The 7,771-nt window shown below is 61.3% G+C and carries 8 protein-coding genes; 6 read left to right on the top strand and 2 right to left on the bottom strand.

The window, feature by feature from the left end; genetic code table 11:
* The 6 genes from EN964_RS17630 to EN964_RS17610 form a co-directional block, all read left to right on the top strand.
* Positions 1 to 255: aldehyde dehydrogenase family protein (locus EN964_RS17630; RefSeq protein ID WP_127276578.1), on the top strand; the 255-nt coding region annotated here is incomplete at its 5' end.
* A 72-nt stretch (positions 256 to 327) separates the two neighbouring features.
* Positions 328 to 1,686 carry an aspartate aminotransferase family protein gene (locus EN964_RS17625; RefSeq protein WP_127266990.1) on the top strand — a complete coding sequence of 453 codons (1,359 nt, stop codon included), beginning with the start codon at positions 328 to 330 and terminating at the stop codon, positions 1,684 to 1,686.
* Between the two features lie 2 nt (positions 1,687 to 1,688).
* Positions 1,689 to 1,832: a hypothetical protein gene (locus EN964_RS37715; RefSeq protein ID WP_164750876.1), complete on the top strand. Its 144-nt coding sequence runs from the start codon at positions 1,689 to 1,691 to the stop codon at positions 1,830 to 1,832.
* Between the two features lie 253 nt (positions 1,833 to 2,085).
* Positions 2,086 to 3,111: a putative 2-aminoethylphosphonate ABC transporter substrate-binding protein gene (locus EN964_RS17620; protein WP_127266991.1), complete on the top strand. Its 1,026-nt coding sequence runs from the start codon at positions 2,086 to 2,088 to the stop codon at positions 3,109 to 3,111.
* A gap of 122 nt (positions 3,112 to 3,233) precedes the next feature.
* A complete protein-coding gene (locus EN964_RS17615; RefSeq protein WP_127270136.1) occupies positions 3,234 to 4,367 on the top strand; it encodes a putative 2-aminoethylphosphonate ABC transporter ATP-binding protein in 1,134 nt (377 codons plus the stop codon).
* Positions 4,351 to 6,363 carry a putative 2-aminoethylphosphonate ABC transporter permease subunit gene (locus EN964_RS17610; RefSeq protein WP_127269441.1) on the top strand — a complete coding sequence of 671 codons (2,013 nt, stop codon included), beginning with the start codon at positions 4,351 to 4,353 and terminating at the stop codon, positions 6,361 to 6,363. Before EN964_RS17615 ends, EN964_RS17610 begins: the two co-directional genes overlap by 17 nt.
* A gap of 27 nt (positions 6,364 to 6,390) precedes the next feature.
* Here the strand turns inward: EN964_RS17610 and EN964_RS17605 are convergent, their stop codons facing one another.
* Both EN964_RS17605 and EN964_RS17600 read right to left on the bottom strand, forming a co-directional pair.
* On the bottom strand, positions 6,391 to 6,846 hold the full coding sequence (locus EN964_RS17605) for a MaoC/PaaZ C-terminal domain-containing protein (RefSeq protein WP_164748657.1): 456 nt from the start codon (positions 6,844 to 6,846) through the stop codon (positions 6,391 to 6,393).
* A partial coding sequence (locus tag EN964_RS17600) for a Gfo/Idh/MocA family protein (protein WP_164775862.1) occupies positions 6,843 to 7,771 on the bottom strand: 929 nt, incomplete at its 5' end. The genes EN964_RS17600 and EN964_RS17605, both read right to left, overlap by 4 nt.

Genomic DNA, 7,771 nt, shown 5'->3' with positions numbered 1-7,771 from the left:
GCGCTGATCGCACTGTCCAACTCGACCGCCTTCGGCCTGTCGTCGGGCGTCTGCACCAACTCTTTTCCGCGCATGCAGAAATACATCGCCGGCCTTCAGGTCGGCACCGTCAACATCTGGGAAGTGCCGGGCTACCGCATCGAGATGTCGCCCTTCGGCGGCATCAAGGATTCGGGCAATGGCTACAAGGAAGGCGTCATCGAGGCGATGAAGAGCTACACCAATGTGAAGACATTTTCGCTGCCCTGGTCCTGACCGGGCGGCATTGACGGATAAGACAACCGAGGGAGCGTTCGCCGCTCCCTCATTCGCGTTTCGGAGACCATGATGGCCGCGATCAAAGAGCTTGTGCACACCGAAGGCGATTCCAACACCACAGCGGCTCGCGGCCGATGGGATGCCGGGCAGGACGATCCGCGGATCCGCGGCTTGCTCGATCGCGACGCGGCTGCCTTCATGCACCAGAGTCTGTCCAGCCCCTGCCTTTCGACCATCGCGAAGGCGCAAGGCATCTGGATCGAGGACACCGCTGGCCGCCGCTTCATGGATTTCCACGGCAACAGCGTGCATCACCTCGGCTACGGCCATCCAAGGCTGGTCACGGCGATCAAAAAGCAGCTCGATGAGCTCTGCTTTGCGCCGCGCCGCTTTACCTGCGAGCCCGCCGTCGAGCTGGCGGAGAAGCTGGCGGCATTGGCGCCCGGCGATCTCGGCAAGGTGCTGTTCACCACCGGTGGTTCGGATGCCATCGAGGTCGCGCTGAAGATCGCCCGCGCCGCGACCGGCCGCTTCAAGACGGTGTCGTTCTGGGATGCGTTCCACGGGGCCGGCTTCGGCGCTGCAAGCGTCGGCGGCGAGGCGACCTTCCGCTCGCACATATCAGGCCCGATGATGACCGGCACCGAGCACGTCGCACCCTGGGACGGCTATCGCTGTCCCTATGGCCACGATTCCCTCGAAACCTCGGGGCTCGCTTGCGCCAACATGATCGCCTATGTGCTCGGCCGCGAACAGGACGTGGCGGCGGTCGTCGCAGAACCGATGCGGGCGACGCCCAACCCGCCGCCGCCCGGTTTCTGGAAGCGGGTTCGCGAAGCCTGCGACCGGCACGGCACGCTGCTGATCTTCGACGAGATCCCGACCGGGCTGGGCAAGACGGGAAAATTCTTCGCCCACGAGCATGATGATGTGACGCCCGACATCGTCGTCCTCGGCAAGTCGCTCGGCGGCGGCATCCTGCCGATCGCCGCCGTCATCGCGCGCCGCGACCTCGACGTCACCGGTGGCTTCGCGATCGGCCACTACACCCACGAGAAGAACCCGGTGACGACCCGCGCCGCACTGACGACGATCGACATCATCCTGGAGGAAGGATTGGTCGAACGCGCGGCCGAACTTGGCCGGCACATGCTGGAGCGTATGCAGCACCTGATGGCGCGCTCGCCCCATGTCGGCGACGTCAGGGGCAGGGGACTGATGGTCGGCGTCGAGCTCGTCGAGGATCGCGATACGCGCGAGCCGGCGCGCGATCTCGCCGAACGCGTCTTCTATGCTTGCCTGGGGCAGGGGCTGAGCTTCAAGGTCAGCCAGGGCAATGTGCTGACGCTGTCGCCGCCGCTGGTCATTTCGAAAGCTGATCTCGATCGTGCGCTCGACATCCTCGAGACCGCCGTGCTGGCGGCCTGACCATGAAGGCCGTGCGCACCGACCGCGAGCTCGAATGCCCCGAAATCGACGCGGGCTTGCGGGCGAGGGGGGGCGATCTGGTGGTGACTGTCCGCTCGTCCGACCCGCGTTTGCGGGCACAGACAACGGGCGTTTCGTTCGGCTGACCATAACCGTCTCCGTGCCAATCGTGGGCTTTCGCAAGCGCGAAATAGCGGCCGCAACAGGCATGCGACAGTTCCATGACGACTATCAGTAGAAGTTTGCCTGTCATAAAATAAATAGATTTTACTTATCGATCACCAATCCCCAGAGTTGACCCAACGACGACATCCACAAGCGCTACAGGGCCGCAATGTCCACCGGCGCGATCGTCACAGTGCATCGCAGAATGTGCCAACAATCAAAGGGGAACTGAGCATGAAATCGCGCAACGCAACTATCGCAATGGCCTTCGCCGCGGCATTGATGTCATCCGCCGCCTTTGCCGAAACCTCCGAACTGACAGTCTATACCGCCATTGAAGCCGAAGATCTCGCCCGCTACGCCGAGACTTTCACAAAGAGCCATCCCGACATCAAACTGAACTTTGTCCGCGACTCCACGGGTGTCGTTACCGCCAAGCTGTTGGCCGAAAAGGACAATCCGCAGGCCGACGTTGTCTGGGGCCTTGCCGCTACATCGCTTCTGGTGCTGAAGACCGAAGGCATGCTTGAGCCCTACGCGCCAAAAGGCGTCGAATTGCTCAAGCCGAAGTTTGTCGACAAGGACACGCCACCGGCCTGGGTTGGCATGGACGCCTGGGCGGCTTCGATCTGCTTCAACACCGTGGAGGGCAAAAAGCTTGGCCTCGCCGAGCCGACCAGCTGGAAAGATCTTACCAAGCCGGAATACAAGGGTCACATCGTGATGCCGAACCCGGCCTCGTCCGGCACCGGCTTCCTCGATGTATCGAGCTGGCTGCAGTTGTTCGGCGAGAAGGATGGTTGGGCCTATATGGATGCCCTGCATCAGAATATTGATGCCTACACGCATTCTGGTTCGAAGCCGTGCAAAATGGCCGCCGCCGGTGAAACCGTAATCGGCATCTCGTTCGAGTTCCGCGCCGCGAAATCGAAGAAGGAGGGCGCTCCCCTCGATATCGTCATCCCGTCCGAAGGCATCGGCTGGGACATGGAGGCATCCGCGATCGTTGCGGGAACGAAAAATCTCGAAGCCGCCAAAACGCTGCTCGACTGGTCGATCAGCAAGGAGGCCAACGAGATGTACAATGTAGGTTATGCGGTTCTGGCTATGCCGAATGTCGCCAAGCCGGTCGAATTCCTGCCCGCAGATATCGAGTCCAAGATGATCGACAATGACTTCGAGTGGGCGGCCAACCACCGCAAGGCCATTCTCGACGAGTGGACGAAGCGCTACGACGCCAAGTCTGAGCCCAAGAGCTAGACGCAGAGCATTTCGACAGGGCGCCGTCAGAGCGGCGCCCTTCTCGTAACTCTTCCCGGATGGTCAAAATGAGACACGAACCCGTCGCTGATCTATCGGCAACGCTGGCCGAGGTGCATCCCATGACCGCTGCCGGCAACACGGCTTACCTGCGGATCGAACATCTCTGGAAGGCCTTCGGCGAGTTCCATGCGCTGAAGGACATCTCGCTCGACATCAACGAAGGCGAATTCATCTGCTTTCTCGGCCCTTCGGGTTGCGGCAAGACCACGCTGCTGCGCGCCGTCGCCGGCCTCGACCTGCAGACCAGAGGCGTCGTCCGCCAGGGGGGCAGGGATATCTCAACGCTGCCGCCGTCAAAACGCGACTACGGCATCGTGTTTCAGTCCTACGCGCTGTTTCCCAATCTGACGATTGAAAGGAACATCGCCTTTGGCCTGGAAAACACCAAACGGCCGCGCGCCGAGATCGATGCCCGCGTCAAGGAATTGCTCATGCTGGTCGGCTTGCCCGATCAGGCGAAGAAATACCCAGCGCAGCTTTCCGGCGGGCAGCAGCAGCGCATCGCGCTCGCCCGGGCCATCGCCACCTCGCCCGGCCTGCTTCTGCTCGACGAGCCGCTGTCGGCGCTCGACGCCAAGGTGCGCGTGCACTTGCGCCACGAGATCAAGGGGCTGCAGCGCAAGCTCGGCGTCACCACGATCATGGTTACGCACGACCAGGAAGAAGCATTGTCGTTGGCCGACCGCATTGTAGTCATGAACCATGGCGTCATCGAGCAGGTCGGCAGCCCGACTGAAATCTATCGCCATCCCAGGACGCTGTTCGTCGCCGATTTCATCGGCGAGACCAACAAGTTCGATGCGACGGTAGGAGCAGATTCGGTAGGCTTCGGGACGAAGGCTTTCAGATGCGCGCCGCACAGCTTTGCGAACGGCGAAGCAGTCGTCGCCGCCATTCGACCGGAAGACGTGATTCCACACGGGCCGGGTTCGCGCTCGCCTGGAGCACCCGATGTGGTGAAGACTTCGGAAAACCTGATCGAAGTGACCGTCGGTGAAATGGAATTCCTGGGTTCGTTCTGGCGCACCCGGCTGCGCGGCGGAGAGCTTGGAGACGAGATTCTGATCGCCGATTTCTCGGTCAACGCCACGCGGCGTCTCGGCCTCGCCGAAGGCGGAGCGCTAACGGTGGAACTGCCCGCCGACCGACTGCTTGTCTTCCCGCAAGGAGAGCGCCATGGCGGCGGCAACTGATATCCTGATGCCGTCCGGTCGGGCGCTTCGACAGTCGCTCGACAAGGACGAGTTGATCAAGCGCGGCCTGCTGGTCGTCATCTCGTTCTATCTGGTCCTGTCGCTGGCAGCCCCGCTCTACGTGATGCTGTCGAAATCGTTCTCGACCTACAGCTTCGATCTTGGCGCGTTCGAATTCCAGGTCAGCGACAAGCTCGGCAATTTCGGCGAGCCAGTGACGGCCGCCGCTCTGAACGAGAAACTCGCCGCGGTCCCGCTAGAAAAGCTTGCGACCAGTTCCGATGGTCGGCTGCCGGCCACCAGCTTCTTTCCGGATTTCAGTTTCCGCAGCCCGGTCAAATACAAGGTCCGCGGCACCACCGATGACGCTTATTTCCTGATCGGCACGCAACTCCATCGCGGCACCGAATGGCAGGAAGTCGATTCGAACACCTTTCGGCGCATTATGCTGAGGCCCGCGCGCGAGCTTGGGTTGGACAACTACACAACCTACTTCTCGACGCCAACGCTGTTCCGCTCGATCCAGAACTCCTTCCTGATCGCGCTGATCAGCACCATCATCACGGTCGGCATAGCCTTCGGCTTCGCCTACGCTTTGAACCGAAGCAAGATGCGCTTCAAGGGCCTATTCAGGCTCATCGCCATGGCTCCCATCCTGGTGCCGTCGCTACTGCCCGGCATCGCCCTCATCTATCTGTTCGGCAACCAGGGCCTGTTGAAAAGCGTGCTTGGCGGCATATCGATCTACGGTCCGTTGGGGATTGTCGTCGGCTCGATATTCTTCACCTTTCCCCATGCTCTGATCATTATCTCGACGGCACTGGCGATCTCCGACCAGCGCCAATATGAAGCCGCCGCTTCGCTGCGCGCCAGCAAGTGGCGGACGTTCTGGGTCGTTACCATTCCGGGCGCGCGCTACGGTTTGATCTCCGCGGCGTTTGTCGTGTTTACGCTCGTCATCACCGATTTCGGCTTGCCGAAGGTCATCGGCGGCCAGTTCAACGTGCTCGCCGTCGATATCTACAAGCAAGTGATTGGTCAGCAGAATTTCGAGATGGGGGCGGTGGTCTCGGTCATCTTGCTGATCCCGGCCATCGCCGCCTTCGTCGTCGACCGCCTGGTCCAGCGTAGGCAGGTTTCGCTCCTGTCGGCCCGCTCGGTGCCTTACGAGGCAAAACCCAATCGCCGCTTCGACCTGGTCTGTCTGGCTTATTGCAGCCTGGTCGCGTTGTTCATCGCCGGCATCATCGGCATTTGCCAGTACGCCGCGCTGGTCAAGTTCTGGCCCTACGACCTCAGTCTCAGCCTGAAGAATTTCGCGTTCGGTCGCATGGATGGCGGGGGCTGGGCTTCTTACTACAACTCGATCACGCTCTCGTTGCTGACCGCTGTGTTTGGAACCGTCATCGTCTTCGTCGGCGCTTACATCGTCGAAAAGACCGAAGGCTTCAGGACCGGACGGGCAGCCTTCCACTTCCTCGCCATGCTGCCGATGGCGGTGCCGGGGCTTGTGCTTGGCCTGGCCTATATTTTCTTCTTCAACAATCCGGCCAATCCGCTGCACGCGATCTACGGCACAATGGCGATCCTGGTCGTCTGCACCGTGACGCACTTTTACACGGTCGGTCATTTGACGGCCCTGACGGCGCTGAAGCAGATCGATCGTGAGTTCGAGCCGGTCGCGGCCTCGCTGAAGCAGCCTTTCTATCGCCTGTTCACGCGGGTGACAGTGCCGATCTGTCTGCCGGCAATCCTTGACATCTCGATCTATCTTTTCGTCAACGCCATGACGACGGTTTCCGCGGTGGTCTTCATCTATACAACACACACGGCGCTCGCCTCGGTTGCAGTGCTCAACATGGACGACGCTGGCGACACCGCGCCTGCTGCTGCCATGGGCATGATGATCTTCTACACCAACGCATTCGCGCGGATCATTCACGTGGCTGTTTCGAAAGGTATCCTGAAAAGAACTCAGGGTTGGCGGGTACGATAATGAAATGCTCTAGGACTTTCCCAAGTCTCAGCCCTGCGTCGGCCTGCGTTCGACGATGTAGATGTGGTCGGCCGCCAGCACCACTTCGCCGCGCTGGTTGATCACCTCGCAGCGTTCGATCACCCGTCCCGACCCCGGCCTCTTCGGGTCGTCTTCCCTGGCCGCAATTGTGGTGCGCGTCCGGATCGTGTCGCCGATGAACACCGGCTTGATGAAGCGCAACCGGTCGTAGCCGTAGGAAAAGGCGACAGGGTTGATGACGGTTGCCGTCAGCCCGATGCCGACCGAGAACACCAGCGTGCCGTGCGCGATGCGCTGGCCGAATGGCGTCGTCTTCATGAACTCGGCGTCCATGTGGTGCGGGAAGAAATCGCCGGTGTGGCCGGCATGGACGATGAAGTCGGTCTCGGTGATGGTGCGGCCGCTGGTCAGGCGCGACGCGCCAATCTCATAGTCTTCGAAATACTGTATCTGTTCCATCAGGGTCTTTCCGCGATCGGCGTCGCCGGTGCCGCACTCGACTGATACGCCGCCTCGACCAGCGCCATCGTGCTCCAGGCATCCTCGACCGGACTGATCAACATAGCATCTTCTCCGGTGGCAAAACGCTGGACATTGGCCATGCGGCCGACGAAGGCGTCTGGAAACCACTCGCCGGCCAAGGGCACCGCGACCCAGTCCGTTCCACCCTTGGGGTAAATCTCCAGCACATCCGGCTCACCTGTGGGATAATCGAGGTTGAGACCCAGCTTGAGATAGGCGGCACCTTCTGTGCCGCAGATGCGGAACTCGCAGGCCTGGTGCCGGCGGCCGAACTTATGGTCGTGGTTGATCGACAGCGCGCAGCGCACGGTGTCGCCATAGTCGAGAATGGCGCTGGTGCGCGTCTGCGCCACGGCATGGTTGGGATGGCCGAGCGTCTTGGCGTGCACACCCTTGGGGTCGCCGAGCAATTGCCTGATCAGGTCGAGATAGTGGATCGAATGCATGGCGATCTCGACGCGCGGCGCCTTGAGCAGGAATTCCCAAAGCTGCCATGGTGTCGCCAGCGCCAGCCAGGCGTCGAAGTCGACGATCTCGCCGAGCCAGCCCTTGCCGATAGCACCCTTGAGCGCCAGCATCATCGGCGCGAAGCGCAATTGGAAGTTCACCGCTGCGTGCAGCTTCCGGGCACGGCAGATCTCGAGGATCGCGGTCGCCTCGGCAAGATTGCTGCCCATCGGCTTCTGGATCAGCGCCACTGCGCCATCAGGCAAGGACTTCAGCACATCGGCATGACGCGACGGCGGGGTGGCAAGATCGAAGATCGCGCCCTCGACGGCAGCAGCTTCTTCGACCGAGCCAAAGGCCGTCACGCCCCATTGGCTGGCCAGTTTTTCAGCCCTGGCGTGGTCGGGATCATAAAGCC

Source organism: Mesorhizobium sp. M7A.F.Ca.CA.001.10.2.1, assembly GCF_003998575.1.
GTDB lineage: Bacteria > Pseudomonadota > Alphaproteobacteria > Rhizobiales > Rhizobiaceae > Mesorhizobium.
The sequence above is the reverse complement of the archived record's forward strand: the minus strand, read 5'-3'. Positions and strand labels throughout refer to the sequence as shown.